20 protein-coding genes are annotated in these 25,645 nt (G+C 40.1%); 11 read left to right on the top strand and 9 right to left on the bottom strand.

Translation table 11 applies throughout. The features are described from left to right. Positions 1 to 24 precede the first annotated feature (24 nt). The 3 genes from AC1Z3T_RS17480 to AC1Z3T_RS17470 all read right to left on the bottom strand — a co-directional run bounded on the left by AC1Z3T_RS17480 (position 25) and on the right by AC1Z3T_RS17470 (position 3,885). Positions 25 to 681 carry a hypothetical protein gene (locus AC1Z3T_RS17480; RefSeq protein WP_483396815.1) on the bottom strand — a complete coding sequence of 219 codons (657 nt, stop codon included), beginning with the start codon at positions 679 to 681 and terminating at the stop codon, positions 25 to 27. Positions 682 to 750: 69 nt separating this feature from the next. After that, positions 751 to 2,280 carry an alkaline phosphatase gene (locus AC1Z3T_RS17475; protein ID WP_483396814.1) on the bottom strand — a complete coding sequence of 510 codons (1,530 nt, stop codon included), beginning with the start codon at positions 2,278 to 2,280 and terminating at the stop codon, positions 751 to 753. A 15-nt stretch (positions 2,281 to 2,295) separates the two neighbouring features. Further along, a complete protein-coding gene (locus AC1Z3T_RS17470) occupies positions 2,296 to 3,885 on the bottom strand; it encodes an alkaline phosphatase (protein WP_100884933.1) in 1,590 nt (529 codons plus the stop codon). A gap of 629 nt (positions 3,886 to 4,514) precedes the next feature. Here AC1Z3T_RS17470 and AC1Z3T_RS17465 point away from each other — a divergent pair. The 8 genes from AC1Z3T_RS17465 to AC1Z3T_RS17430 all read left to right on the top strand — a co-directional run bounded on the left by AC1Z3T_RS17465 (position 4,515) and on the right by AC1Z3T_RS17430 (position 14,399). Then, positions 4,515 to 5,192: a GntR family transcriptional regulator gene (locus tag AC1Z3T_RS17465; protein ID WP_009584626.1), complete on the top strand. Its 678-nt coding sequence runs from the start codon at positions 4,515 to 4,517 to the stop codon at positions 5,190 to 5,192. 76 nt (positions 5,193 to 5,268) lie between these two features. Next, positions 5,269 to 6,594: an NAD(P)/FAD-dependent oxidoreductase gene (locus AC1Z3T_RS17460; protein ID WP_100884934.1), complete on the top strand. Its 1,326-nt coding sequence runs from the start codon at positions 5,269 to 5,271 to the stop codon at positions 6,592 to 6,594. Between the two features lie 191 nt (positions 6,595 to 6,785). Then, on the top strand, positions 6,786 to 8,114 hold the full coding sequence (locus AC1Z3T_RS17455; protein WP_100884935.1) for an MFS transporter: 1,329 nt from the start codon (positions 6,786 to 6,788) through the stop codon (positions 8,112 to 8,114). 71 nt (positions 8,115 to 8,185) lie between these two features. Then, positions 8,186 to 9,091 (top strand): dihydrodipicolinate synthase family protein, encoded by a 906-nt coding sequence (locus tag AC1Z3T_RS17450; RefSeq protein ID WP_009584606.1) that lies wholly within the window; start codon positions 8,186 to 8,188, stop codon positions 9,089 to 9,091. Further along, entirely contained in the window at positions 9,091 to 10,587 is a 1,497-nt protein-coding gene (locus tag AC1Z3T_RS17445; RefSeq protein WP_100884936.1) for an aldehyde dehydrogenase, read from the top strand. The genes AC1Z3T_RS17450 and AC1Z3T_RS17445 overlap by 1 nt, the downstream gene beginning before the upstream one ends. A 157-nt stretch (positions 10,588 to 10,744) precedes the next feature. Next, a complete protein-coding gene (locus tag AC1Z3T_RS17440) occupies positions 10,745 to 11,941 on the top strand; it encodes a hypothetical protein (RefSeq protein WP_100884937.1) in 1,197 nt (398 codons plus the stop codon). Positions 11,942 to 12,016: 75 nt separating this feature from the next. Further along, positions 12,017 to 12,904 (top strand): aromatic amino acid DMT transporter YddG, encoded by an 888-nt coding sequence (yddG, locus tag AC1Z3T_RS17435; RefSeq protein ID WP_171266127.1) that lies wholly within the window; start codon positions 12,017 to 12,019, stop codon positions 12,902 to 12,904. Between the two features lie 166 nt (positions 12,905 to 13,070). Beyond that, positions 13,071 to 14,399 (top strand): MFS transporter, encoded by a 1,329-nt coding sequence (locus tag AC1Z3T_RS17430; RefSeq protein WP_100884938.1) that lies wholly within the window; start codon positions 13,071 to 13,073, stop codon positions 14,397 to 14,399. A gap of 124 nt (positions 14,400 to 14,523) precedes the next feature. Here the strand turns inward: AC1Z3T_RS17430 and yddG (AC1Z3T_RS17425) are convergent, their stop codons facing one another. Beyond that, a complete protein-coding gene (gene yddG, locus AC1Z3T_RS17425) occupies positions 14,524 to 15,444 on the bottom strand; it encodes an aromatic amino acid DMT transporter YddG (RefSeq protein ID WP_151959949.1) in 921 nt (306 codons plus the stop codon). A gap of 191 nt (positions 15,445 to 15,635) precedes the next feature. Further along, entirely contained in the window at positions 15,636 to 16,691 is a 1,056-nt protein-coding gene (locus tag AC1Z3T_RS17420; protein WP_058970677.1) for a GlxA family transcriptional regulator, read from the bottom strand. A gap of 265 nt (positions 16,692 to 16,956) precedes the next feature. Here AC1Z3T_RS17420 and AC1Z3T_RS17415 point away from each other — a divergent pair, with 265 nt between their 5' ends. Continuing rightward, on the top strand, positions 16,957 to 17,709 hold the full coding sequence (locus AC1Z3T_RS17415) for an IclR family transcriptional regulator (protein ID WP_058970680.1): 753 nt from the start codon (positions 16,957 to 16,959) through the stop codon (positions 17,707 to 17,709). A 46-nt stretch (positions 17,710 to 17,755) separates the two neighbouring features. On the opposite strand, the gene AC1Z3T_RS17410 is transcribed toward AC1Z3T_RS17415, so the two are convergent. From AC1Z3T_RS17410 to AC1Z3T_RS17395, 4 genes are all read right to left on the bottom strand, one after another. Further along, the gene (locus AC1Z3T_RS17410; protein WP_009584622.1) at positions 17,756 to 19,252 is read right to left on the bottom strand and encodes a CoA-acylating methylmalonate-semialdehyde dehydrogenase; all 1,497 of its coding nucleotides are present in this window, start codon (positions 19,250 to 19,252) and stop codon (positions 17,756 to 17,758) included. 46 nt (positions 19,253 to 19,298) lie between these two features. After that, positions 19,299 to 20,459, bottom strand: a complete 1,161-nt coding sequence (locus AC1Z3T_RS17405) for an iron-containing alcohol dehydrogenase (RefSeq protein WP_058970683.1) — start codon at positions 20,457 to 20,459, stop codon at positions 19,299 to 19,301. Between the two features lie 32 nt (positions 20,460 to 20,491). Next, positions 20,492 to 21,883, bottom strand: a complete 1,392-nt coding sequence (locus AC1Z3T_RS17400) for a GntP family permease (protein WP_479734038.1) — start codon at positions 21,881 to 21,883, stop codon at positions 20,492 to 20,494. A 509-nt stretch (positions 21,884 to 22,392) separates the two neighbouring features. Continuing rightward, positions 22,393 to 22,785: a DUF4440 domain-containing protein gene (locus AC1Z3T_RS17395; protein WP_121774237.1), complete on the bottom strand. Its 393-nt coding sequence runs from the start codon at positions 22,783 to 22,785 to the stop codon at positions 22,393 to 22,395. A gap of 376 nt (positions 22,786 to 23,161) precedes the next feature. On the opposite strand from AC1Z3T_RS17395, the gene AC1Z3T_RS17390 reads away from it, so the two are divergent. Together AC1Z3T_RS17390 and AC1Z3T_RS17385 are read left to right on the top strand one after the other, a co-directional pair. Continuing rightward, positions 23,162 to 24,505, top strand: coding sequence for a spinster family MFS transporter (locus AC1Z3T_RS17390; RefSeq protein ID WP_058970689.1), 1,344 nt, complete (start codon positions 23,162 to 23,164; stop codon positions 24,503 to 24,505). 90 nt (positions 24,506 to 24,595) lie between these two features. Next, positions 24,596 to 25,591 carry an AraC family transcriptional regulator gene (locus tag AC1Z3T_RS17385; protein WP_100884957.1) on the top strand — a complete coding sequence of 332 codons (996 nt, stop codon included), beginning with the start codon at positions 24,596 to 24,598 and terminating at the stop codon, positions 25,589 to 25,591. Positions 25,592 to 25,645 lie beyond the last annotated feature (54 nt).

Here is a 25,645-nt window from a genome sequence, read left to right as displayed (position 1 = left end):
TTTTATACTTTAATCAGCTGTTGTTCAATCACCAAAATCTGCATATTCCTTCGAGATGAATTTTCCATATTGAGTCCATGGTGGCGTAATATTCACTTGTTGGATGTGGGTTTTGGTCAAGCTGTAACTTTGCCCATTTAAGCTGCGAATATCGATGATCAGCGCTAAATTATTTTTATTGTCCCATTTTACTTTAATCTTATTTTTTGCATTTTGGCTCTCATACCATGTATAGCCATTACCTTGTTGAGTGATTTTCATTTTTTTCACTGATCGGTAATCAAAAATGGAAAAGACACAAGTCCAGCAGTTAGTCAAACCCAGCATTTCAATATCTACAGTTTGTAAATGAATGACAGTTTTATCCTCAGGCAAAACCAAATTGAGTCGTGTTGATTTTTTATTGTCGAGAAAATAATGTTGTGCCGTTTCAGATAAGTCTAGGTGTTTATGGCTGGGTTTATTTTTAGCATCGGTTGAATGTTGATGATGTTTTGGAAGCACGCGCTCAAGCCAAACATTATTCTGATCTCGATACATGTGTTCTTGAAATACTGAAGTGTGGGTAACACCATCATTGCCAATCACTTGAGACTCTCGGCTAATGGTCGCTTTAAGCACTGGTGCGGCTTGAACAGTGTGGATGAAGAAGATAAGTAAAACAGTGATAATAAAACGCATAAATAACCCTGTATAAGCAAGAAAACCTCAGCTAGATACACCTCGCTGAGGTTTTAAATAGATCAAAATTTAGAACCCAAAAGCTTCTTTTAATTTGCTAAAGACCCAAGTGTTATCACGTGTTCCTTTAAATATCGATGAACCTGCACCCTCTGCATATAGCATGACATCACCACCACCATGGGTTTCAGAACCAGGTGCACCCATGCGAATCCCAACTTCTTGTAGATAATCATCGGAAGCAGCATCTTGTTCAGAAATGTTGACACGAGAAGTCGGACGAGGACCACCACCATTACCAAATACCAGTACTGATCCATTATTGCCATTTACATCAAGGGCAGGAGCATGTGGTTTTCCATCAGCCAAAATGCGATTTGGTGCAGCAGCAGTGTTGGCAACAGCATACAAATAGCTTAAGCCTAAAATCCCCGGATTAGTCGATGTGGTTTTGCCAGTACGGGCGTTGTAGCCATTAAAGGTTAGGGTATGGTCATGGTCTGCTGTGACCACGATTAAGGTGTTTTTGAGATCAGGATCAGTTTGTTTCACTTTGTCTAAAGCGGCTTTGATCGCATTATCAAAGGCGATAGTGTCTTGTAGTGAACGTTTGGCATTAGTGCCATGCAGGGCATGGTCAATACGACCGCCTTCGACCATTAAAAAATAACCCTTGTCGCCACTTTGTGCCTGTAGCATCTCAATTGATTTTACGGTCATTTCTGCAAGACTAGGTTGATCTGGTGCCTTACCATTCAAACGATCCAGATCATAGGCAAGGTGAGAGGTTGCCGTATAAAGACCAATATATTTTTTGTTGAGTGGTGCAGATTGCATTTCGGCTTTGTTTGCAGCAACGGTATAACCTTTTGCCGACAGTTCACTTAATAAATTACGTCCATCAATACGCCCTCTGCTATTGCTAGGGCTGTATGGGGTAAAGTGATTACGACCACCGCCCATCAATACATCCACACCATCAAGTAGTTTGCTGTTGTAGCCAGCCCCACCAGGAATAATTTGACGGGCAATTTCAAACTGGGCATTTCGATTACATACATGTGCAAAAGTTGCAGCAGGAGTTGCATGGGTCAGTTCAGTTGTGGTGATTGCCCCAACTTTTTTGCCTTTGGCTTTTGCCAATTCAAGAATTGTCATTGCAGCTGTACCTGCCGCAGTGCTTGAACCAGGTTCTGGACAACGATTTACAGCATTCCGAACGCTTGTCCCATCAGGTGCTTTACCTGCTGCTGGTTCAACGGCTACTGTGCCAGGACTCATCCCAATCACTTCATTACGGGTTTTCTGTCCTGTCATGTAGGCTGCCATTGAAGGTGCGCTATCCGTCGTTTGTCCATCTTCAGAAAAGGTTTTGATACGCACAGCACGGCTAAATGTATCCATGGTGAGTTTACCTGATTCACCATAAGCATATATTCGACTGGCAGTGACCACGGTTGGTCCCATACCATCACCTAGAAAGAAAATCACATTTTTGGCTTCACCCGCTGCTTGAACAGACATACTACTCAGTAATAATGTGGCAGCAATGATGGACGCCCCAAGGTTGATTTTGTCTCGTTTTATATTTTTTGACATGGTTATATTCCTTGTTTATAGACCAATGGCTTTTCGAATACGTTGAAACACTTCAGTATTTTCAAGGCTGCCGTAAAAGTTTTCAGATCCAGCTCCTATTGCACCTAAAAATACATCTGTTCCTCCATGTGTTTCGTCATCAGCGAAACCTGTTTGAACGACGGCTTCTTGTTGAAAGTCATCTGAGGCAACCCCTGTACACCAACCAACAGTACTGATGTCTGTACCGAGACTGTCTTTATAATTTCCAACAGGTCCTTTGACTGGATTACAAATATCGTTGTCGACGAGCACACCACGTGGTTCTTTACGATCAAAATCAAGGCGTTTTTTACCTGTACCAAATCCGATAATGGCATACGGATTTCCGTTAATATCTTTTGCTACACCTTCACCGTTATAGTTTTTAACCAGTCCAAGAACACTGGTTTCGCCACCTTTAACATATTTCCCTGTACGCTTTGCATAGCCATTCAGAACCATTGTATGGTCATGGTCAGCAGTGACGACGATCAATGTATTCTTAAGTTCAGGGTCTGTTTTTTTCATTTTTTCAATTGCAGTTTTAATTGCATTGTCAAAAGCCACAGTGTCTTGAAGCCCTCGTTTTGCATTGGTGTCATGGAGTGCATGGTCAATACGTCCACCTTCTACCATCAAGAAAAAGCTTTTATTTTTGGCTTGTAGTACATCAATCGCTTTGCTGGTAAGGTCGGCAAGACTTGGTTCATCAATTTTTTTATTCACTCGATCAAGGTCATAATTGAGATGGCTGGAATTAAATAAGCCTAAAAGTTTTTGAGTTTTGCTTGGATCGACTTTTGCAAAATCAGTTCCATTTGCAACAAAGTTATAACCTTGCTTTTGCATTTCCTGAATAAGATCACGACCATCGGCACGTTTTCCACCCGCAGAGGTAGGTTTAAATTGTCTTAAACCACCACCGAGAATGACATCAACACCATCTTTGAGCTTAGTGTTATATGCTGCATAACCTGTGCCTTTGCCCCCTGGAACCAGCTGTGCTGCAATATCGTTTTCTGCATCACGGTGACAAACATGAGCATAGGTGGTTGCAGGCGTAGCATGAGTAACACGTGTTGTGGTAACAATGCCTGTTCCCATTCCTTTTGACTTGGCAAGTTCAAGTAGGGTTTCTGCTGGTTTTTTATCTTTATTGTCGGCAGCACTGTCGCAGTTACTTGTTCCATTGCTATTGGGTGGTGTCGCAACAGTACCTGTCTGCATTGAAATGACTTCATTTTTCATTTTTACGCCTGTCATATAGGCGGCCATAGATGGTGCACTATCTGTAACTTGACCATCTTCAGAAAAGGTACGTACAAAAGCGGATTCTGGTAAGCGATCAATGGTTAAATCGCCATCTTCTCCCACTGAATAGATGCGTGCAGCGGTTAAGGTGGTGATGCCCATCCCATCACCTAAGAAGAAAATGACATTCTTCGTCGTTGGTTTTACTGGTGTAACCACTTGCGGATTATCTTTGTCATTGTCCGAGCAAGCTGTAATGGTTGTACCGCCGAGGATTGCTAACAAGCTGAATGCGAGAAGTTTTTTCCTCTTGGTCATTTTTAGAAAGAACATAGATCAAATACCCTTTGAATAATAATAGTGGCTTTTTTTTGTTCAGTTTGAGTCTAGTCACGGATCATGACATTTTTATTTCTATGTTTAGAATTTCTTAAAAATGACTAATTTGTAATTTAACTATGATGTCTTCATGTGGTGTCGTCAAAATTAAAAAATGAACGATGATGATGACGCAATAAAAGCAAGTTGTTTCGTCAATCAAATAATGCTTGTAGGGAGGGAACGGATTCAAACTAAAATCTTATCACTTCCATCAATATTGATTTATCTTGAATAATGCTTTTGAGGTGGATTCATGGAAATTATTGAATCCTCAATGGAACCAATCTTGTTTGAAATGATTATGTATGACCTTTTTGAGTTTTATCTTTCAGCAAAACTTTATATGAATTTATTATAAGTATTAGATATTAATCAATAAAATTTAATCTTTGTTTAATTTGTCCGATTTGCTACATAAAAAATATATGAGTCGAGTAAATTTCTTATATTTTCTGTCCTTTTTATTATCTTTTGCATTGTCGATACATTGTATGATTTGAAAAAGTGGAGATTATACAAAGTGTCGACACAACTTGAATAGTTTAAGAATGACATCAAGTTCTGGGACGCAGAGGTTTGTTATGGACAAGAAAATACGTTTAGCCGAAACACTAAAACGCCGAATTATTAGCATGGAATTAGCACCGGGTGCTGTTGTCGATGAAGTGGCGCTAAGTGAAGAGTTTGGTCTGTCTCGTTCGCCCGTCAGAGAACTTTTAAGACAAATGGCTGCTGAGGGATACTTAGAACTTGAGGCAAATCGTGCAACACGTGTGTCTTCAATGAGCCATCAGTCGCTTCGAAACTTTTTCTTGGCTGCGCCCTTAATTTATATTTCGACCACGCAATTAGCAGCCATCAATGCGACACAAATTGAAATCCAGCAACTGAAACAGATTCAGCAGTGCTTTCGAGAAGCGATTGATCAAGGCGATATAGAAGGGCGAGTTTACTATAACAATCAATTTCATTTGGAAATTGGCAGGATTGCAAATAACCCATATTTATTACCAAGTTTGGAACGTTTACTGATTGATCATGCTCGTTTAGGCAAAATCTTTTATCGCTCGCCAACTACAGAGGATATGCAAGAAGATTTGAATACGGCGGTTTTACAACATGAGCAAATCATTGAAGCAATTGAAGCTCACAATGCAGGTGAAGCAGGTGAGATCATTAGATTGCATATGGATTTGTCTCGCCGTCGAATGACTGAATATGTTGTGCCTGTGGGCATAGAAGTACCCGTTTCATATTGATCAACGAAAGATTTAAACATATCTGCTCCTTTCACAGTGGAATATGAAGTGAATATATCAATGGAGTTTGATAAAGATGACAAAAGTCACCGCCTTACCCGCAGATGATCAGCAATGCGCTTGGTATCATTTGAGCCATCAAAGGCAAGTTAAAGCACGCCATACAGGCAAAAGTTCTGCGAGATGGGCTGTGGTTGGTGCGGGATATACTGGACTGGCAGCAGCAAGACGTTTGGCTGAACATTTTCCTCATGATGAAGTGATTTTAATTGAAGCACAGGAAGTCGGATATGGTACAGCAGGACGCAATGCAGGCTTTGCGATAGATCTGCCTCACGATATTGGCGCAGAAGATTATATCGGTGATATCGAAATTGCCAAAACAACCTTAAAGCTCAATTTACTAGGTCAATCACTACTTCAAACACAGGTAAAAGCGCATGGCATTGATTGTCATATGCGCAGAAGTGGTAAATATCAAGGTGCAGTTGAAAACCGTGGTATTGCAGTACTCGAGGCATACCAGCGTGGCTTAGATAAGCTCGGGCAAGATTATCAAGTGATCAGTGAACAGGATTTGCCGAATCACATTGGAACCTCATTTTATAAAAAGGCATTGTTTACCTCAGGAACGATTTTATTACAGCCATCGGCATTGGTAAAAGGTTTGGCGGACAGTCTGCCTTCCAATGTCACTCTGTATGAGAATACAGCAATTACTGAAGTTGAATATGGGGATAAAGTTGTTCTAAAACATGAAAATGGACTAATCATTGTTGACAAGCTAATCCTTGCCAATAACGCGTTTGGGCAACGATTTGGATTTTCACAGATTCAACGCACCATGTTGCCGGTTTTTCTCTATGCCAGCATGACACGACCTTTGACAGAAACTGAACAAGCTCAACTGGGTGGTAAAGATTTCTGGGGCGTGATCCCTTCTGACCCTTTTGGGAGTACTGTACGCCGTACTCATGATCATCGTATTTTGATGCGAAACAGTTTTAGTTTTAATCCCAACGGACAACCTAAGCCACATTGCTTAAAACGTTTTCTACAACGTCATGAACAGTCTTTTAAGAACAGATTCCCCATGTTACCTGCGGTGGATTTTGAATATACATGGAGTGGTTCACTGGCGCTTTCACAAAATCATAAAGGCTTTTTTGGGCAGTTAGCGCCAAATGTCTTTGGTGCACTATGTTGCAATGGACTCGGCATTACACGTGGTACGGTGACAGGAACATTGTTAGCAGATTGGCTTGCAGGTGAACGGAGTGAATTAATTGACTTTTTACTGGCAACGTCTGGACCGAATAAAGTTCCACCAGAACCCTTTTTATCCATAGGTGTAAATGCAACCCTATGGTGGGGGCAAATGAAAGCTGGATTGGAGAGTTAATATGTCAACATCATGAAAGCTTATTTTTAACTTTTGAATTTAAACGATTTAAATTAATTCAGTCCTCCTAAATACAGAAGCATTTCATCGCAGCGAAATTGTTGATTCGATTTTGCAGGCTTTGTTCAGCCTTATTTTGGGAAATGTGTAGGAAGCACACCCTTTCAATATTGGAGGGATCGGAGACAGAGATGACAACAAATAATGTTTCTATTGAAGATGTACCTTTAAATAGGTTTCATCAACTGTTAACCATCCGTACTGGTGGTGGATGGCTCTTAGATGGTTATGTACTGAGTATTGTCGGTGTGGCAATGGTGCAACTCTCTTCAGCATTACAAATGACAAGCTTTTGGCAGGGAATGATTGCAGCCTCGGCTTTGATCGGGATCTTTTTTGGTAGTTTCCTCGGTGGTTGGCTTGGCGGTTTAATTGGACGACAAAAACTTTATTTTGTTGCACCGATCTTATTTACCTTGTGTTCTCTAACTCAATATTGGGTCGAGTCAGCAATGATGTTGTTCCTTTGCCGCTTTGTGATTGGCATCGGTGTGGGATTTGAATACACCATTGCAGGGTCATTACTCGCTGAGTTTTTGCCACAACAGTCTCGAGGACCTCGTCTGGCCGTTTTGACCATTTTATGGTTTGTGGGTGCTGCACTGGCTTATATCGTTGGAAACTTGATTTTAAATAGTCACTTTGAAGATGCATGGCGTTTGGTACTGGCGAGTCCAGCCGTGATTGGTATCTTACTGATCATTCTGCGTTTAGGTACACCTGAGTCTCCGCGTTGGTTATTGAGCAAAGGGCGTACTGCTGAAGCAGATGCAATTATTAAAAAAGTCTATGGACCTACTTTTTCTCTGAATAATCTGCAATCACAAATTTTAGAAAAGAAAATTTCCTTCAATAGCTTCTTAACTTCTGGTTATGGAGCACGGGTATTTTTTGTCTCTATGTTCTGGGCATGTTCAGTCATTCCTGTCTTTGCAGTGTATGCCTTTGCCCCAAAAGTTCTGGGTGCCTTGCATTTAAAAGGTGACTGGGCGGCTTATGGATCAGTAGCGATCACCCTATTGTTTGTCGTGGGTTGTGTGCTTGCGACTCGCCTAATCAATCATATGGGGCGTCGCAGTATGGTCATTCAAAGTTTCCTGTGGTCTGGGTTGGCTTTACTGGGTTTGGGCTTTTTCTCAGAAGCTTCACCCATACTTATTTTGGTTTTATTTGGACTTTATGCACTTTTCATAGGCGGTGCACAAGTCTTGCAATTTGTTTATCCAAATGAGCTGTTTCCAACACAAATACGTCCCATTGGCGTGGGAATTGGCGCTGCTTTCTCTCGGATTGGGGCAGCAATAGGAACATGGTTAGTGCCAATGTCGCTGGATTCAATTGGCATTGGAAACACAATGTATGTGGCAGCGGGTGTCACGCTGTTGGGACTGGTTGTCTCTCTGGCGTTTGCACCTGAAACACGTGGAATGAGTTTGGAACAATCCACAACCTTAAATTAATTCAGAAAACCTTGCCATGATTTGGAACTGAGCACTGGCAAGCATATAACACCTCAAATGGAGAAAAGAACATGAATTTTGACGGCATTTACACACCTGTAATTACCCCATTGACAGCAGATGGCGCAATAGACAAAGCAGCTTTTGCAGATGTTTTAGAATATTTAATCGAGGCAAAAGTACACGGGGTCATTGTTGCTGCAACTACAGGTGAATATTACGCCCATACTGCGCAAGAACGTTATGACTTGGCAAAGTATGCCAAAGAAGTGATTGGTTCACGCGTACCATTAATGGTGGGAACAGGGGCTATTCGTACCGAAGATTCAATAGAATTTGCAAAAGTTGCCAAGCAAATTCAAGCTGACAGTATTTTGGTGACGATCCCACCTTATGCATTACCAACTGAAAAAGAAGTCGCTGTTCATGCTTTAAGCATCGATCAAGCAGCAGACTTACCCGTGATGTTTTATAACTACCCAGCACGTATGGGTGTGAGTATGGGAAAAGAATTTTTTGACACAGTTTTTGCTGAATCTAAAAATTTTGTCGGACTGAAAGAGAGTTCCGGTGAAATGAATCAACTGCATATGTTGGCACGTCACTATCCAGAGTTGGAAATTTCATGTGGTTGGGATGACCAAGCACTTGAGTTCTTTGCATGGGGAGCACGCAGTTGGACTTGTGCAGGTTCAAATTTTATTCCACGTGAACATATTGCCTTATATGAAGCATGTGTCATTGAAAAAGACTTTGATAAAGGTCGCCGAATTATGGCAGCCATGATGCCGTTGATGGATTTCCTCGAAACAGGTCATTTTATTCAATGTATTAAATACGGTTGTGAATTGAATGGCTTACGTACAGGAAGTGTGCGTGCGCCATTGCAAGATATGGACGCTGAGAAAAAGCAGACCTTCCAAACTATTGTCGCAGAACTTAAACGTGATGTTGCCGCGATTACAGGAGGTGCGTAATGGCTGAGTTGTTAAGTGCAGCAGAATATCGTGATATTGCACAAAAATTAAAATTGCCAACAATGGCTTTTATCAATCACAAATTTCAAGCTTCTGTTTCAGGTAAAACCTTTAGAACCACCAATCCTGCCACAGGTGAAGTGCTCGCTGAAATTACTGCTTGTAATGAGCAGGACGTCAATATTGCTGTTGAGCATGCCAAAGCAGCATTTGAAGATGGACGTTGGAGTAAGCTTTCACCAAATCAGCGCAAACATATTCTCTTCAAATTTGCCGATTTACTTGAAGCGTATACCATTGAACTTGCAGTCATGGAAAGTTTGGATAGTGGTAAACCAATTCGTGAATGTCAGCTCACTGATATTCCTGAAATGATTCATACCATCCGTTGGCATGCTGAATTGATTGATAAAATTTATGATAACACTGCGCCTGTGGGAGCAGATACTTTATCCATTGTTGAGCGTGAGGCAATTGGTGTCGTGGGTTTAGTTTTACCATGGAATTTTCCACTGTTAATGTTGGCTTGGAAAATTGGTCCTGCTTTAGCGGCAGGTTGTTCTGTGGTGGTGAAACCTGCAAAAGAAACAACATTAACGGCATTACGTGTTGCTGAATTGTCTGTTGAAGCAGGTCTTCCAGCAGGCGTGTTCAACGTGCTGCCGGGTGGGGGACGTGAAGTTGGTGAACCTATAGGCAGGCATATGGATGTCAGCATGGTCAGCTTCACGGGTTCTACTGAAACAGGTCGCTTATTTCTCCAATATGCATCTGAATCAAATTTAAAACGTGTCGTCCTCGAGTGCGGTGGTAAAAACCCTGCTGTGGTGATGAACGATGTTGAATATTTAGATCAGGTTGCTCAACATATTGTCAATGGGGCTTTCTGGAATATGGGAGAGAACTGTTCAGCCTCGTCACGCCTGATTGTACATCACGATGTCAAAGATGAATTATTAGCTTTGATTGGCGTCCATCTAACGGATTGGAAAATGGGCGATCCGCTTGATCCAGAACATAAATTGGGTGCATTGATCAGCCAGTCCCATTTTGAAAAAGTTAAATCCTACATCGAGCAAGCCAAAGCAGAGAAACTCAAGATTCTACATGGTGGTCAGACTGAAAAAGGAATTTTCGTTGAACCGACCGTGGTAGACGGTGTGAAAGCCACGGATACTTTATTTCAAGAAGAAGTGTTTGGACCTGTGCTTGCCGTGACCACTTTCAACACCATTGAAGAAGCGATTGCTTTGGCAAATAACACAATCTATGGGCTTGCTGGCTCGGTTTATACCAGTAATTTACGTCATGCCATCAAATTGGCGCGAGCAATTCAAGCCGGTGTAGTCACAGTTAATTGTTTTGGTGAAGGGGATATCACCACACCGTTTGGGGGCTATAAGGCGTCTGGCTTTGGTGGACGTGATAAATCCATTTGGGCACATGACCAATACACCGAACTGAAAACAATCTGGATTGATGTTTCAGAAGCTTAATTGGATGACCAACGAGGAATGATGAGTGCTACAACCTTTAATCGTTCCTCATCTTTGATCTGTGGAACAGACAAAAGTATCAACATTTGCATCAGATGCGTTCAAGAATTTTAAAACCATACTGTTGCGATAAATCATGGAAAGAAAGGAATTAAAAATGCTTAAAACAACAAATACAAGAGCAAGCACAATAGGCTTGGGATTACTGATGTTGGGGATGACTTTTCCCGTTATGGCAGGGATTACGTTTGGCTCAGCAGAAAGTGAAACAGGTGCATTAACGCTATCTGGTACATTACGCGTCAATTATCAAGACAAAGATTATGGAGAAGTTGCCGCAGATCAGAAGGTAAAACTTGATGCTGCAATTCTTAGACTGGCATATGACGCTCCTGATTGGTTTGGAAAAGCCGAGTATCGTTGCTATCAATATGATACTTTATGTGACTTTTCAGCGCTAATTTATGGCTATGCAGGCTATCGTTTCAATTCAACTGATCATCTTACTGTAGGTTTACAGCCTATACCATTTGGTCCAAGTCGTTTTTGGGACAGCAGTTTCTATGCCAGTATCAACAATACGCTGGGTCTGCAAGATATCCATAATTTAGGTGTGAATTATCATTTTGAAATGCCGTCAGCAACCAAAGTGGATTTGGCTTACTTTGCTACAGATGGAGGCAATTATCATGGTGAGAGTCGAGACTCAGCTCGTTACAGTGCAAATATGGTGACATCCTCTGACCCTTTAAAAACCAACTTGCAAGAAAAGAACATGTGGATGGCACGGGTAGATCAAGACTTAAAATTTTTAAGCCCCTTTTTTAATCATGATGATCTTAAACTTTCGGCAGGTGCAAGTTATTGGTATTCACAGATTGAGAACCGTAAAACCTCAGAAAATGGCTCAAGAAATACATGGGCACTGTTTAATCGAATTGGTTATAAAAATCTAAATATTGTCATGACTGGGGGAAAACAGTCGATCAACAACAAAGATCATCTCAGACCCGACAGCTCTGGTTTTGGTTCTTTTGATAGTGAATATGATATTGCCAATCAAGGTTATTTCTACACAATTGACAGCAGTTATCGCTTCGATCATGTGCGTGGTGCTTTGAATTTAATACCATATTGGGTACTCAGTGGTTTTGATAAAAAGCACAAAGAATTTGAAAACTCACAACGTAATATTGTTGGGCTGGCGTGGGAGTACAAGAATGCAACGTTATACACCGAATATTTGATCAGTAAGAATGATCCGTTTGTTGGTGGAACAGTCAGCTCTTTGGCAAAAGGCGACGATGGTAAATCGAATAAGCTGCTGAATGTGATGTTGGTATACAACTTTTAAGTGATTGTTGAGCAGTAAAAATGGCACTTTGGTCAAACAAAAGACCGAGTGTCACAACCTAAATAAGTGATGAAGATGATTGTAAATAGAAGAAATGCAACATTCATAGGACTCATTGCAGTCTTGCTATGGAGTGCAATTGTTGGGCTGATTCGTAGCGTCAGTGAGAGTCTGGGAGCAACAGGAGGTGCAGCAATGATATATAGCGTTGCTTCAGTGTTCTTGTTCTTGAGTATTGGATTTCCCAAACTACGAGAATTTCCACGAGCTTACCTAATGTGGGGAAGCCTACTGTTTGTATCTTATGAATTGTGTTTGGCACTGTCGATTGGCTATGCAAATACCAGTCAACAGGCAATCGAGGTCGGAATGGTCAACTATTTATGGTCAGCCTTGACCATGGTTTGTGCCATTTTATTCAATCATCAAAAGTCAAATTTACTGGTTATACCCGGTTTTATCATCGCAATTTTAGGCATCTGTTGGGTTTTAGGTGGAGAGCAGGGACTTGATTTGGTCAGTATTGGACGAAATATTCAAGATAATCCCTTGAGCTATGGACTGGCATTTATAGGTGCTTTGATTTGGGCTGCCTATTGCACCGTTACAGCAAGAATTGCCAATGGCAAAAATGGAGTCACACTCTTTTTTATGCTTACGGCTGCGGTGTTATGGATTAAATATCTCGCTATGGGTGCAGTACCGATGCACTTTGATTTACATGCGCTGATTTATCTTGTACTTGCTGCGGGGGCAATGGGTTTTGGTTATGCAGCTTGGAATATTGGTATTTTGCATGGCAATGTCACACTTTTGGCTGGTGCTTCTTATTTTATTCCTGTGTTTTCAGCTGCACTTGCGGCCATCGTTTTACAAACGCCGCTTTCACTCTCTTTCTGGCAAGGAGCTGGCATGGTGTGTTTAGGTTCAATTTTATGTTGGTTTGCCACACGCCAGAAGTAACGACTCTTGATTTAAATGAGGTCATAGATCAGAGAAATATTATAACAAATTGTTTTTAAATGGAAAAAAGCTGAATCCCTAATCTCAGGTATAAAATATAAACTTTGAAATATTTTTATTTCAATTGTTTAGTGGGTTCGGCTTACTTTTAATTAAGGAAGTAACAATGAATAATTCTAACATTTCAGTTGAAGATGTCCCGTTAAATGGATTTCATCAGAGACTTACAGTCTCTGTTGGCGGCGCTTCATTAATGGATGGCTATATACTCAGTATCATTGGTATTGCGTTGGTACAGATGACAGCCAATCTACAACTTACTAACTTTTGGCAAGGGATGATTGCAACTTCGGCACTCCTTGGAATTTTTGCTGGTGGGTTATTTAGTGGTTGGCTCACCGATAAGTTTGGTCGCCGAAAAGTTATATTTGTGGCACCTATTATTTTTTTGATTTGTTCAGTTTTACAATTTTGGACAGACTCACCCATCATGATTTTTATGTTGCGGTTTTTAATCGGGATCGCGATTGCGATTGATTATTCTGCTGCAACCAGTCTGTTTGTAGAGTTTGTTCCCAAAAAATACCGAGGTTCACGTTTAGCCAGCTTTACCATTCTATGGTTTGCAGGTGCAGCAATGGCTTATATTTTTGGCGATATTATTGTTCGTGTCATGGGTAATGAAGGCTGGCGTTGGGCACTTTCTAGTTCAGTCATCATTGGTGTGATTTTACTTTTATCTCGTCTAGGTACTGTCGAATCAGCGCGTTGGCTGATTACCAAAAATAGAAGTCCTGATGCGGAAGATGTCATCAAAAAGGTATACGGCAATCAATTTTCATTGGCGAATTTGCCTAAAGAACCGACTTCTTCAAAACTCTCATTAGCCGATATGTTGCGTATGGGCTATGGCAAGCGTCTCATGTTTGTCATTATATTTTGGACATGCGCCATCATTCCTGTTTTTGCTGTGTATGCTTTTGCTCCAAAAGTGCTTGCAGCGCTGAAGTTAGAAGGAGATTGGGCAGCCTATGGTTCGGTTGCCATCACACTGTTATTTGTCATTGGCTGTATTGTGGGAACCAAGCTGATTGATGTGTTGGGGCGTCGTAAAATGCTGATCCACAGTTTTTTGTGGTCAGGTTTGGCTTTGTTGTTACTGGGTGCATTCTCTGATTCTTCAGAAATGGTGGTATTGGTCTTTTTTGGCGCTTATGCCTTATTGATTGGTGGTGCGCAAGTTTTGGAACTTGTTTATCCGAATGAGATTTTTCCGACCGAGTTACGTCCTTATGCAATGGGATGGGCGGTCTCAGCGACACGGATCGGTGCGGCAATAGGAACCTTTCTTGTTCCGATGTCCCTTGAAACCATCGGGATTGGAAATACCATGTATGTTGCTGCGGCGGTAACTTTGGTTGGGCTAATTGTTTCAGTTGCTTGGGCGCCAGAAACCAAATCAAAAGATCTTTCGGAGGCAGCCGCATTGGAATGATCTAGAGTGAAGGCTGTTGGTAACATGAGCAGGGTACAAAATCTTGTATCCTGCTCAGATCGAAAACATTATTTTATAAATTAAGGTTTGAGCAAAATAAGCTTTTAAAAAGCAAGCTTTGGCTTCAATAGGTTCTTAATTTTTTTAATAAAGGTTTGATTGCAATCCAGTTGCTCGAAATCCAGCAAATAAAGGAACCCAGTGTCACTAAGCTGGTTCCTTGCCAAAAAGTGATTGGTAATTGAGTATCTAATACAAACATCGCCAAGACTGATGAGACAATCGGTGTAAAGTAGGATGCAACAACAAGAATAGTAATATTGCCGTGAATAATGCCAATATTCCAAGCTGCATAACCTAAACCAACGGCAGCAGCAGCGAATAATAGATATAAGGACAATCCAAGATCAAAATCGGGCATGACCAATTGATCAGTGATTATTAATTTTAACCAGAGGGTGAGTGCAACACCGATAAAGAAAAGTGAGATTGGGTTTTGACCGTTGCTCATTTTTCGGGTGACAACACAGTAAAATGCCCAAATCACTGCACCTGAAAGTGCTAAAAGATAACTGAGTGGATTATCTTTTAGGTTTGTGACAACACTTTGGACATTAAAAGATCCACTACCTGCTTGAATATAAATAATGCCACTAATTGAAATAAATAAGCCAATTAATATCAAAACATTAAATTTTAATTCTTTAAAGATGACAAAAGCCACAATGGTCAGACTTGGCCATAAATAATTTACAATACTCACTTCAATGGCTTGTTGAGAGGTCTTTGAATAGGCGATTGCAAAGGAAAAGCACAACTCATAAACAATGAACAGGAATGTAGCAAGGATTAAGTATTTTTTTGAAATCAGTTTAAAGTTGGGAAACCTAAAAATAAGCAGGACGATCAGCGCACTTAAACTATAAATCAGGGTAATTCCCATCGCAGGGCCGACAGCAGTACTGATATATTTTACCAAGCCGACCATGGATGCCCACATGAGAATTGCACTAAGGCCGATCAATGTTGCTAAATTCTTAGACATAAACATTTCAAAATAGAGGGTGGGAGTGTAGAAAAGACAGATATAAATGTAGCCCTACAGAATAGAAAAAAATGACCAAGTAAAATAGAAAGATTAAGACATTATCTAGAATATTTTTACATGAGCGAAGTTTGGAAAATAAAATATTGTAAGCGATTCAAGCGTGTAATCATCTTATAGACAGTCATATTTCATTTTAGTTTGTCTACCCCATGACGGCGTTTTCGATAGGCAAACGGGGTTTCACCATATTGCTTTTTAAACCATAGGATAAAGTGAGAGCCATCGGAAAAGCCACATTCGACTGCAATGTTGGTGATATACGCACTGGTGTTTGCAAGTAGTTTTCGAGCGTGTTCTAAGCGCAGTCTGCGCCAGTAATTGGCAGGTGCTTCATTGGTATTTGCTAAAAAGACTCGATTTAACTGTCTCGGGTTGGTATTTACGTGTTCAGCAACTTCTTTTAAGGTCACATGGGCACTTAAATTTTCACTCATAAACGCGATTGCTTTAGACACCATATTATTTTCATAAGTGCTCGGATTGTCTAAAGTGGTTTTTTCTTTGTCTTGTGAATGAAGTGGTTTCTGCTGAATCAGCAAATAATCCAAGGTTTTTTGTGCACGGATTTCACCACAATGGACTCGAATTAAATCAGCCGCTAAATCAATTGCTGTTCCACCCGGACAAGTGAATATGCCATGATCTTCAATATAGGTTTGTTCAATGAGCGTAATGGCTTTGGGAAAAAGCCCGACAAATTCATCTCGGGTCGTAAAATGGATGGCACATTTACGACCGTCGAGTAAGCCCGCATTGCCCAAAACAAAACAACCTGAACACAAAGCAATAATCGGAATCTTGGCAGCATGTATCTCTTTTAAAGCTTCCAGTAAGTATTCTGGTGGTTTGCGGGTTTCACTGAGCAACCCACCTGCAATGACAATATAATCATAGTTTTGTTTGAGCTGTTGGATATCCATTTCTTTGCTTGGGTTGACCGACAAGCCGCAACTGGCATTCACAGGCAGGTTGTTATAGGTCATCCAATCCCATTTACAATAGATTTGCAAACTACGGAAAGATTGATCAGCAGCAAATCTTAAAGATTCGACAAAACCTGAAACGGGCGCCAAAGTGAATTTATCCATGAGGATAAAGCCAACTCGGAGATCAGGCTTAATTTTTGAAAGGTTTTCTGGGGTAGGAGAAACCTCATCATAAGCATTGGAGGATATTTGTTGCATCGTGTTCACCGTCAAATCCATAAGAGCAGTGTGAAGCCAAGATGATTTATTTTATTGATGCTTTGGCTGAAATTAGTTTTTATTTTAACAGGTATAACTGAGAAGCGCTTATAAAAAGATTAAATATAAGTCGTCTATAAGGCGGTTGATGCCTATCTTTGGAATTATTGATAAGACCTCAATTATTATTTATCAGATACAATCTGTTATGATAAACAAAGTGCAGAACATAGACTGACCAGATTGAATTGTTGGGAACATCAGAATGAATAAAAAAGGTTCATCAATTACACGCGTTTTAGACATTATTGAAGCCATATCAACAGCAAAACATCCACCAACACCCCTCGATCTTTCCGTTGAACTGGATATACCAAAACCCAGTATTCATCGCTTACTACAGACACTGGAACAAGAAAAATTCGTTAAAACGGATATGTATGGTGGATATATCTTGGGTGATCGAACCTATAAATTGCTGCTAAGTTCTTGGGAGCAAGAGCCGCGAAAAATGGAACGATTGGCGATATTACAAAAACTCTCAGACCAAATTAATGAAACTTGTGGCATTGCCATCCTAAATAATAATCAAATGTTATATACCGACCGTGTACAAGCCAACTGGCCATTGCAGGTGTATTTACCTGTCGGTTCAACTGTTCCTTTATGGTGTAGTTCAAGTGGAAAACTTTTTTTAAGTTTCCAACCCAGTCAACGTAGAAAAAGTATTTTAGAGCATTTACCGATTACGCAACTCACACGAAATACCATTACTGACCCAGTATTACTTGAAGAAAATTTAGATCAGATTTATTTAAATAAAATTGGAACAGACAATGAGGAATTTATTTCGGGTATGGTGGCATGTTCAGTACCAATTCAGCGTGGTGATACGATTATTGCCTGCTTATATGTACATGCACCAACCATCCGAAAATCGCTTGAAGATCTGTTGCAGTTTGAACCTTTACTACGTCAAGCGGCGCAAGATTTAAATAAATTAATTGAAGTTGAATAAAAAGCAGACGATAAAGTCTGCTTTTGTTCAAACAAAGTTAATAGGATTAATTTAATGTCGGCATCGCAAACTGTGCGCCTTCACGGACATTGGTACTTGGCCAACGTTGAGTAATGGTTTTTCTGCGTGTGTAGAAGCGAGCACCATCTGGACCATATGCATTTAAATCACCAAATAATGAACGTTTCCATCCGCCAAAACTATGATAAGCCACAGGAACTGGAAGCGGAATATTAATACCCACCATACCGACTTTGATGTGATCACTAAAATAGCGGGCAGCTTCACCATCACGAGTATAGATACACGTTCCGTTGCCATACTCATGATCATCAATCAGATTCATGGCTTCTTGCATGGTTTTTACACGAATGACTTGCAGTACTGGACCAAAGATCTCTTCTTTATAACTGGTCATATTGGGCTGAACTTGGTCGATTAATGTTGCACCAACATAAAAACCATTTTCATAGCCAACTGGTGCTGCATTTCGACCATCAACAACAATTTTTGCACCTTGCTGTTCTGCGCTACTGATATAACCCTCAACCTTTGCTTTATGTTGTGCAGTAATGACGGGACCAAAGTCATTGTTTTTGTCGGAGTATGGACCATATTTCAATGTACCGATTTCATTAGAGAGCTTTGAAATCATTTGATCTGCAATCTCATCTCCTACAGCAACCGCTACAGATAATGCCATACAGCGTTCACCTGATGAACCAAAAGCCGCACCAAGTAATGAGTTTACTACATTATCAATATCTGCATCTGGCATAACGATGGCATGGTTTTTGGCGCCGCCCAATGCTTGGCAACGTTTACCTGCCGCTGTTGCGGTTTTATAAATATATTCTGCAATTGGTGTTGAGCCCACAAAACTCACAGCTTGGATACGTGTATCATGCAGTAAAGTATCCACTGCTTCTTTGTCACCATTGACCACATTGAGTACACCATCAGGTAGTCCAGCTTCTTTGAGTAATTGTGCAATATATAAGGTCGAAGATGGGTCACGTTCAGACGGTTTTAAGACAAAGGTATTTCCGCAGACAATCGCCATCGGGAACATCCACAAAGGCACCATCACAGGAAAGTTAAAAGGCGTAATCCCTGCAACCACACCTAAAGGTTGAAATTCGCTCCATGAATCAATTGAAGGTCCTACATTTTTACTAAATTCACCTTTTAAAAACTCTGGTGCGCTACAGGCATACTCGACATTTTCAATACCGCGCTGTAATTCTCCTGCTGCATCGTGTACTATTTTTCCGTGCTCTTCACCAATCAATTGGCAAATTTTTTCAGCATTTTGTTCAAGCAACTCTTTGAATTTGAACATGACACGAGCACGTTTGATCACAGGGGTGTTACGCCATTCAGGAAATGCAGCTTCAGCAGCAGCAATAGCCTCTTCAACTGTAGCTTTGGTCGCTAATGCCACTTCTTTCGTTTGCGTACCGAGTGATGGATTGAAAACAGCTTGAGTTCTGCTGTGTTCAGTATTTAAAGCACCGTTAATAAAATGTCCGATTAATTCCATGTGGGGATATCCTCATTGTGATAAAAAATAGTAAAAGGGTGTTCAGTCATGACCAAAGTTTTTGGTAGAGCGAGACCATTTGTTCAACTGTAGGAACAATAGGGTTGTTGGATGGTGAACCAGATGCCAGCGCTTGCTCTGCCATGGTTTGCACTACCTCATCGAAATATTGTTTGTCTACACCAAACTCCGCCAAAGTCGGCACTTTGAGATCGCGATTGATTTCGATTAAAGTATTAATTAGTTTTTGATTTGCCACGTCATTTGAATCATCAAGATGTGCGCAGCCCATTGCTTTAGCGCATTCTGCATAGCGTTCAGGTGCAGCTTGTATTGAAAATTCAGTGATCATCGGCAGCAACATGGCATTGGATAAGCCATGTGGGACATGAAAAAATGCACCGATTGGGCGGCTCATCCCATGCACCAATGCAACTGATGCATTGGAAAAGGCAATGCCTGCAAAAGTAGAGCCCAGCATCATTTTTTCACGAGCTTGTTCGTGATCAGGTTGGTGGTAAACAACTTGCAAGTTTGGTCCGATGAGTTTCATCGCTGCAATTGCTTGAGCATCACTATATGGTCCGGCTTTCTTACTGACATAGGCTTCAATCGCATGCGTTAATGCATCAATACCAGTATCTGCTGTGGTACGAGCAGGTAAGGACATGGTGAGCTCGTAATCAATGATGGCGGCAACAGGAAGAAATCCTAAACCTGCACAGAGCATTTTTTCACTGGTGAGATCGTTGGTAATAATGGTAAAGCGGGTACATTCCGAACCTGTTCCTGCTGTTGTAGGAATGGCAATAATTGGAAGTCCCATTTCATTGACTTGGCGAGGAAATTTATAATCCGAAATTTCTCCACCATGTTTGCTCAAAATACTGATCGCTTTTGCACTGTCAATCGGGCTACCACCACCGATTGCAATAATCGCATCGTATTGATGAGTTTGCACATGATGAACGCCGGCTTCGATTGAACCTGAAGTCGGTTCAGGAATCGTTTCATCAAAATAGTCACTCTCGATTCCTGCTGCCTCTAGAATGTTTTGAATCTGTTGAATATAACCCAACGTAACCATCATTTTATCGGTAATGATCAGTGGCTTTTTTGCACCTAAACTTTCAAGAATCGCCGGGAGCTTCGCTCTGGCATTTTTTCCAACTTCCATAATCCTTGGAAGGTTAACTGAATGAGACATCTTTAATTCCTTTCGTAATGGATGATGTGTTTTTAAAATGAACCGAATAATGTTCCCAATGTGATTACACCGCACAGCGCAATCAGTGGAATAATGACAGCGACTACAAACATGTCGTAATAAGATTGTTTGTGCGTCAAACCACATAAAGTAATAATGGTAATTACAGCGCCATTATGAGGCAGAGAATCAAGTGCCCCAGAAGCCATAGAAGCGACACGGTGCATAAGTTCTTGAGAAATACCGTGCTCAATCGCTAGATTTTTATAGGTTTCACCCATGGTATTGAGTGCAATACTTAATCCCCCAGATGCCGAACCTGTGATACCTGCCAATACGTTGATCACAATGGCTTCCGAGATCAGCGGATTGTTTGGCGCAATGCCGACCAAAAAGTCACGTAAGATAATAAAACCAGCCAATGATGCGATGACCGAACCATAGCCAACTTCCGAGGCAGTATTGAATATGGGTAAAAAGGAAGAGGAAACCCCTTGTTGAATGGAATCTTTAATATCCACAATGGCTTTCCAGTTGAGAACAATAATACTCAGACACGCCAAGACTAATGCACAGATGATTGCCCATAATCCAATCACTGAATTCAATGAAGTATTACCAAACTTATCTGTTGCTAAATAGGCAGTGTCCAGCGAAGGTAAAATCAATTTAGTCAGCACTAAGTTGGTAATAATCACAATTAAAATTGGGGCAAATGCAATGATCAGACTTGGGTTTGATTTCACCAACTTTGTTTCAAGATGCGTTTCAACATGGTTGCCATAACCTTCTTTATTGAGGTCTGCTTGTGCAATACGCTTGTTTAACCACCACATGCCTGTCAGCAAAATAAAAATTGACGCTAAAGTGCCCAGACCCGGTGCGGCATATAGATCGGTATTAAAGAAGGGCATTGGAATCGCATTCTGAATCGCAGGAGTGCCAGGCAGAGCAGTCATGGTAAAGGTGAGCGCACCTAGCATTATCGCTGCTGGAATTAAGCGTTTCGGGATACCAAGTTCTTTAAACAGTGCTGAGGCAATTGGAAATACAGCAAAACCAACTACAAAAAGCGAAACACCACCATAGGTCAAAATAGCGCAGGACAGCACAATAGATAACATTGCACGACGATGTCCTAATTTATCAACAAAAAAGTTGGCAATGGTTTGGGCAGAACCAGAGTCATCCATTAATTTTCCAAATACTGCACCCAATAAAAACAGTGGAAAATATTTGATGATATAACCGCCTAAACCTGTCATGAACACTTGCGAGTAAAAACCAAGCAGCTCATTACTTAATCCACTCCAAGCCACTGCAAATAAAGCGAGTAGTGGAGCAAGTACAATAACGCTAAATCCTTTATAGGCTAAATACATCAGCAACATTAAGGATATGACTATTCCAATTAGTCCGATCATTTTTAAACATCCTGTTTATCATTCTATATATAATGATACGATTCGTATCGTTATTAATGTATATAATTTAATCTTGATGATGTCAACAGAAAATTAAAAACGATTTTTTTCTTATACTGCCGAGTTGAGAGAATGAGATTTGAGTAAATTTTAAAAATGTTAGATCGTTTTGATGGGAATGTTATTGCTTGATTTTATGAATAATTTAAAATTTCATATGCAATATAGACATTAAAATGATGTGATTTTTTAATGATCAGTTGTCGTTGAGATCGGAAGTATTGAGAAAAAAACTAAATAAAGAGAGGGTTTTACTATGAGAGGAAATAAATTTATTTTTATGGAGGGTTAAATGCATCGAAGACTGTTTTTTTAAGGGATAAAAATTTTAAGCCGCAACAACTTTAAATGGCAACAAAGCGGGGAATATCGCAAAATAGAGTATGCCCCATATACATTTGAGCAGATCAATTAGATACAGGGCACGATTTATTGATGATGATTATGTTTTAGGATAAGAATGTTTCTTGTAAATAACTCCAGCGCATTTTTCCTTCAATTTCCTCAATCAGTGCACATGAACGGCGAATCAGTACACCCGAAGATTTGGTGTGTTTTTCAGTATAGGTAAGTACGATGGTATTTGGGCTCTGCGTCAGAATTTGCTCATCATAAATTTCAATTTGGAGATCAGGCATCTTTCCTTGATTATTTGCAAAAAGCCCTTTGACTTCTTGGAGTTTAATTCGTTTTCCTGCCGCACCGACCATTTCAAAATGATCTGCAAAATAATCAATCAGTAGAGGAAGATCTTGTTCTGAATGTTGTCCAGTAAAAATCTTTTCGATCAATACATGCATTGTATGTATACTTTCGATTGCGTGTTCTTTTAAAAGTGCCATATCCATTTCCGTTGAAAGCTTTTCTCTCTTTTTATTTTATTGCAAAAATAAATGTAAAATTCAATATAAATTTAAAAAATATATTTTGGTCAGAAAATTATTTAAGCAATAAAATATCATAAAACTAAATATATCATATGTTTATAAATTATTTTTTAATTATTTATCATACTGAGGAAAATCGGGAATAGCCAAAATAGCAAAAAAGGTATAACTTTATACCTGAACTATTATGGAAAATTCCATGTAAAAATAATAATTATATGGCAGGATGATTTACCTTATTGAAGATTGACTGGAAAAGGAGATGTGTTCTGGTCGCAAGATTTTTCAATAAGTAGACCCATTAGAAAAATGGCATGGACAAGGAAGAAAGATGGATACTCATACAACTGAGCCAACAAGGGCTCAATCCAATATATATGCATGGTATGTCGTTTTACTGTGTATGTTGGCATATATATTTTCATTTATTGATCGACAGATATTGGCACTGATGATTGAACCGATTAAAGCCGATCTTGGTCTATCAGATACTCAGTTTAGCTTATTACATGGTTTAGCATTTTCATTGTTTTATGCTTTTATGGGCTTACCTTTGGCCTATTTGGCAGACCGATTTTCACGACCAAAAATTATTGCAATCGGTGTGGTCTTTTGGAGTATTGCAACAGCATTTTGTGGGCTTAGTAAAAACTTTATTCAACTTTTTTTAAGTCGTATGGGCGTAGGTGTAGGTGAGGCGGCCTTATCCCCAGCAGCCTATTCGATGTTTAGTGATATGTTTAGTAAGGATAAATTGGGACGAGCGGTAGCAGTTTATTCCATCGGTTCTTTTGTCGGAGGTGGTATTGCCTTTCTGGTCGGTGGGTACGTGATTGGTTTGCTCAAAAATATGGATACGATTCTGATTCCTGTATTTGGAGCACTAAAAGCATGGCAGGCGGCATTTATTATTGTCGGTTTACCAGGGGTATTTATTGGATTATTGGTTCTACTCACCGTCAAAGAACCAAAACGTAAGGGACAACGTTTAAATGCACAAGGCGAAGTGGAAAAAACCAGCATGGGTGATGCTTTCAAATTCATCAAAAAACATGCACAAACATTTAAATGTCATTATTTAGGTTTTACATTTTATGCGATGGCGTTGTACTGCTTAATCAGTTGGTCACCTGCATTTTATATGCGTAAATTTGGACTGACCCCAACAGAAGCTGGCTATATGCTTGGAAGTGTTTTATTGGTGGCAAATATTTTAGGGGTATTCTGTGCAGGCTGGTTAAATGACTGGTTTATTCAAAAAGGTCGTAAAGATGCACCCATGATTACTGGTGTTATTGGAATTGTCGGTCTAATTTTACCGATGATGATATTTACCCACGTCGATCAATTATGGCTCTCAGTTGTTTTCCTTGTACCTGCCATGTTTTTTGCATCTTTTCCGATGCCAATTTCAACCACAGCGATGCAAATGCTGGCACCAAACCAACTCCGTGCTCAAATTTCTGCCATCTTTTTACTCATCAGTAATCTGGTTGCCGTTGGAATAGGTACAACTTTGGTGGCATTAATTAGCGATAAAGTTTTTGAAAACCCACTGATGGTCGGAACTTCATTGAGTATTGTGGGAACAATTTCATGCATATTGGCATTTATTTTATTGAAAAAAGGCTGTCAGGCATTTAGTGACAGTATGCAAAGGGAACATGCTTCATGATTTAGTCATGTTTGATGACCAACCAGCGCCCATTCTTTAGTGATGGGCGTTGTTGTTGATTTGATCAATCCATAACAAGGGAGTGCAATGATGGAAATATCTGTCAAACTGAATCACCTTCATTATCTGGATGAATTTTTATTATTGAAGTCTGATGACTATCAGACCATCAAAGAACAAATTAGCCATTACTTATGTCCGCATCATTTTGATGTTGCTTTAAGAGAACCTTTGAATACACGATTAAATGGTTTTAGTTTTGGAAATAATGCGCTCTACGATTTGAAATATAGTGCGCCTGTGATGATTACGATTGATGAGCGATCTAACTTTTATTTATTTCGACTTACGCTTGAAGGACAATGCAAAGTCAGTCTAGCAAATCAACATGTGCTGCAATCCGCTGGAATCATGTCCGTCACACATCCTTATACACGGCAACAGATTATCACCAACCAAGATTGTCGCAATATTATTCTAAAATTGTCACAGCACGATGTAGACGCACAGTTATGTAAGATGTTGGGACATTCTGCTCATAAACCACTTCAGTTTGATACTTCGCCGTCTTGTACGAATGAGCGCATAGATGCTGTGATCGAAACGCTCAATTATCTGTGTCATGCTTATTATCATATTCACAACTGGCAATTTATTTCGAGTAGCTTTAGTCAGTATTTGATTGAATTGATTTTACTCAAAATTCCAAACAACTATAGCGAGCAGTTGCGTATACAAGGTCAGCAGCTTTTACCACGGTATCTAAAAAAAGCCCAACAGTATATTCAAGATCAATTACAACAACCGATTTCATTGTCAAACTTGAGTCAACACTGTGATGTGTCGATTCGGACATTACAAAAAGGCTTTGGGCAATATTTACAGCAAACCCCAGTGGAATATATTCGTGAACAACGATTGAAGCATGTGCATCAGGCTTTGCAAACGACACAAATCAATGAAACGGTAACTGATATTTTATTGCGTTATGGTATCCAAAGTTTTGGACATTTTTCGACAATTTATAAAAAGCGCTATGGATGTTTGCCTTCTCAGACCTTAAAAATGAATACTCAGCTCAACTAAAAAATGCCTGCGTGAATTGAATAAGCCATGCGCATTTGGATAAGCCAGATGATT

The sequence above is a fragment of the Acinetobacter sp. B-6 genome (assembly GCF_056930735.1).
The sequence above is the reverse complement of the archived record's forward strand: the minus strand, read 5'-3'. Positions and strand labels throughout refer to the sequence as shown.

What these genes read in the sequence shown, in the direction of transcription:
- AC1Z3T_RS17480 (WP_483396815.1), bottom strand. Translation starts at nt 681, where the DNA reads ATGCGTTTTATTATCACTGTTTTACTTATCTTCTTCATCCACACTGTT.
- AC1Z3T_RS17475 (WP_483396814.1), bottom strand. Translation starts at nt 2,280, where the DNA reads ATGTCAAAAAATATAAAACGAGACAAAATCAACCTTGGGGCGTCCATC.
- AC1Z3T_RS17470 (WP_100884933.1), bottom strand. Translation starts at nt 3,885, where the DNA reads ATGTTCTTTCTAAAAATGACCAAGAGGAAAAAACTTCTCGCATTCAGC.
- AC1Z3T_RS17465 (WP_009584626.1), top strand. Translation starts at nt 4,515, where the DNA reads ATGGACAAGAAAATACGTTTAGCCGAAACACTAAAACGCCGAATTATT.
- AC1Z3T_RS17460 (WP_100884934.1), top strand. Translation starts at nt 5,269, where the DNA reads ATGACAAAAGTCACCGCCTTACCCGCAGATGATCAGCAATGCGCTTGG.
- AC1Z3T_RS17455 (WP_100884935.1), top strand. Translation starts at nt 6,786, where the DNA reads ATGACAACAAATAATGTTTCTATTGAAGATGTACCTTTAAATAGGTTT.
- AC1Z3T_RS17450 (WP_009584606.1), top strand. Translation starts at nt 8,186, where the DNA reads ATGAATTTTGACGGCATTTACACACCTGTAATTACCCCATTGACAGCA.
- AC1Z3T_RS17445 (WP_100884936.1), top strand. Translation starts at nt 9,091, where the DNA reads ATGGCTGAGTTGTTAAGTGCAGCAGAATATCGTGATATTGCACAAAAA.
- AC1Z3T_RS17440 (WP_100884937.1), top strand. Translation starts at nt 10,745, where the DNA reads ATGCTTAAAACAACAAATACAAGAGCAAGCACAATAGGCTTGGGATTA.
- yddG (WP_171266127.1), top strand. Translation starts at nt 12,017, where the DNA reads ATGATTGTAAATAGAAGAAATGCAACATTCATAGGACTCATTGCAGTC.
- AC1Z3T_RS17430 (WP_100884938.1), top strand. Translation starts at nt 13,071, where the DNA reads ATGAATAATTCTAACATTTCAGTTGAAGATGTCCCGTTAAATGGATTT.
- yddG (WP_151959949.1), bottom strand. Translation starts at nt 15,444, where the DNA reads ATGTCTAAGAATTTAGCAACATTGATCGGCCTTAGTGCAATTCTCATG.
- AC1Z3T_RS17420 (WP_058970677.1), bottom strand. Translation starts at nt 16,691, where the DNA reads ATGCAACAAATATCCTCCAATGCTTATGATGAGGTTTCTCCTACCCCA.
- AC1Z3T_RS17415 (WP_058970680.1), top strand. Translation starts at nt 16,957, where the DNA reads ATGAATAAAAAAGGTTCATCAATTACACGCGTTTTAGACATTATTGAA.
- AC1Z3T_RS17410 (WP_009584622.1), bottom strand. Translation starts at nt 19,252, where the DNA reads ATGGAATTAATCGGACATTTTATTAACGGTGCTTTAAATACTGAACAC.
- AC1Z3T_RS17405 (WP_058970683.1), bottom strand. Translation starts at nt 20,459, where the DNA reads ATGTCTCATTCAGTTAACCTTCCAAGGATTATGGAAGTTGGAAAAAAT.
- AC1Z3T_RS17400 (WP_479734038.1), bottom strand. Translation starts at nt 21,883, where the DNA reads ATGATCGGACTAATTGGAATAGTCATATCCTTAATGTTGCTGATGTAT.
- AC1Z3T_RS17395 (WP_121774237.1), bottom strand. Translation starts at nt 22,785, where the DNA reads ATGGCACTTTTAAAAGAACACGCAATCGAAAGTATACATACAATGCAT.
- AC1Z3T_RS17390 (WP_058970689.1), top strand. Translation starts at nt 23,162, where the DNA reads ATGGATACTCATACAACTGAGCCAACAAGGGCTCAATCCAATATATAT.
- AC1Z3T_RS17385 (WP_100884957.1), top strand. Translation starts at nt 24,596, where the DNA reads ATGGAAATATCTGTCAAACTGAATCACCTTCATTATCTGGATGAATTT.